The sequence below is a fragment of the Candidatus Oleimmundimicrobium sp. genome (assembly GCF_030651595.1).
GTDB lineage: Bacteria > Actinomycetota > Aquicultoria > UBA3085 > Oleimmundimicrobiaceae > JAUSCH01.
In genome coordinates this window covers 1-1,828 of record NZ_JAUSCH010000039.1, presented here as the reverse complement: position 1 = coordinate 1,828, position 1,828 = coordinate 1, and the positions used below count along the sequence as shown (strand labels likewise).

Annotated in this window: 2 protein-coding genes; both read right to left on the bottom strand. The window is 47.0% G+C overall.

The window, feature by feature from the left end; translation table 11 throughout:
* Positions 1-612: NAD(P)-dependent oxidoreductase (locus Q7U95_RS02755; protein ID WP_308751748.1), on the bottom strand; the 612-nt coding region annotated here is incomplete at its 3' end.
* A 19-nt stretch (positions 613-631) separates the two neighbouring features.
* Positions 632-1,636 (bottom strand): LacI family DNA-binding transcriptional regulator, encoded by a 1,005-nt coding sequence (locus Q7U95_RS02750; protein ID WP_308751747.1) that lies wholly within the window; start codon positions 1,634-1,636, stop codon positions 632-634.
* Positions 1,637-1,828: the final 192 nt, after the last annotated feature.

Below are 1,828 nucleotides of genomic sequence, written 5' to 3'. Positions count from 1 at the left end.
ATCGTCCAATGAGCACATCTCCACATTCAGCCTGTCGGCGGCTGCCTGTTCGATGTATGGGTCGTAGGCGATCACCTTGACATTGAAGGGCGCAAGCAGGCCGCAAAGATGCTGTGCTATCATTCCAAGCGAAATTAAGCCCACCGTTGAGCCGTACATACCCGGGCCGAAACATCTTGACCTCTCGAATGTTCTTTGCCTTTTTATGTCTCTCGAATGATGCCACACCGATTTTAAGCTGAGAATTATTTGTCCGAGGGCAAATTCCGCGACCGGTATCGCGTTTGCGGCGAACGCGCTGGTTATTTTTATGTCTCGATCCCACACATCGTCGGTTATGAAATATTTGACGGTGCCGGAGCCGTAAAAGACGGCTTTCAGGTTTGGTGCGTTGTCGAGGAATTCCTTATCCATCGCAGGCATACCCCAGCCTGAAAATATCACTTCGGCGTCATTGAGCAGCGCCGGGTTTTCCATAATAGACTCAGGCGTCTGAACGGGCGCGTAAATATCCACATATCTGTTTATCTCAGATAATTCTCTTTCGCCGTATATCCTGTCGTAGGCCGTCTTGTGGAGTATGAACAGTCCTTTAATCCGCTTTGTAGTCATTTTAAGTATATTTACCTTTTCAAAGTAGTTTTTTTGCAGAATCTCTTTCCAAGATTTTTCCGTTGAGCAGAATTGTTCTTGTCGGGCCGTTAGGCTTTTCTATTCTTTCAAACAGCGTCTCGACAAGATTTTCGGCCAAGTGCGCGGTGTCGATTTCAAATGTGGTAAGAGCCGGGCTTATGAGGTCGGCATACATCTCATTTCCAACGCCTACGACCGACATTTGTCCGGGTACGGATACGCCGAGCTCCTTGAACGCCCTTATGAATCGTGTCGCCGGTTCATCATAGTTGACAAACAGGGCGGTCGCATCCGTTTTGATAATCTTTTTTGCCGTCTCGCGGATCTGGCTTTGCTCGCAGGGGCATACAAATACAAGGTCTTCCCGTATCGGCAGTTTGTACTGGTTGAGTATATTGAGGTAGCCTTCGTATCGCGGGTCGCCTTTGCATGTTGTGCAAAAGGCGATGTTTTTGTGCCCAAGGTCTGCCAGATGCCTCGTCATTACGCGTCCGGCGAGTTTGAAATCTCCGATCACCTGACTTGTTTCCGAATATTCGTACTGCCCCAGCACCACCATAGGCACGTTTTCTTTGAGAAGCGTTTCGATGGCGTTCATTCTGCCTTCAAAAAACGCGTGGTTTATGATTACCCCGTCATACCCTCTGCAAATGCACGAGTTGACGGCCTCATCGTTGAGCATATCGTCATTGTATGCGACGAATAAATGTATATCATATCCGCGTGCCGTGAGCAGGCGGGTAAGCTTGTTTACAAGCGATTCGGTCGTCTGATTCTTCAGCGACTGGAGTATTACGCCTATAACGTGCGTTTTCTGCTGCACAAGGGCACGCGCGTTAAGATTGGGCTTGTAGTTCAGCTTACGGGACATCTCTTTGATCTTAGCCAATGTCGAAGGCTTGACCGAAGAGCCCGGAGTAAAGGCTCTGCTGGCGGTCGAAACCGATATATTCAGCTCGTCGGCAATGGTCTTGAGCGTTGCTTTATTGTTAGTCATTTTCATATTTTTTTGCTCCGTATTGGTAACGTTCCCATTATTATATACCGAAATAATTTTAATGCAAGCATTATTTGTAAGTTTCTTTAATATATGTCATTATAGCTATTGGATTTCAATTTGCATTTCATCGGCATTGCAAAGTCGCGCGGTGCTTGCGGAGGTTGTGCAACCTAAAATATACTAACGATTGCAAAA

Bases quoted from the DNA above. Each gene is read 5' to 3' on its own strand.
- Q7U95_RS02750 (WP_308751747.1), bottom strand. From the start codon at position 1,636: ATGAAAATGACTAACAATAAAGCAACGCTCAAGACCATTGCCGACGAG.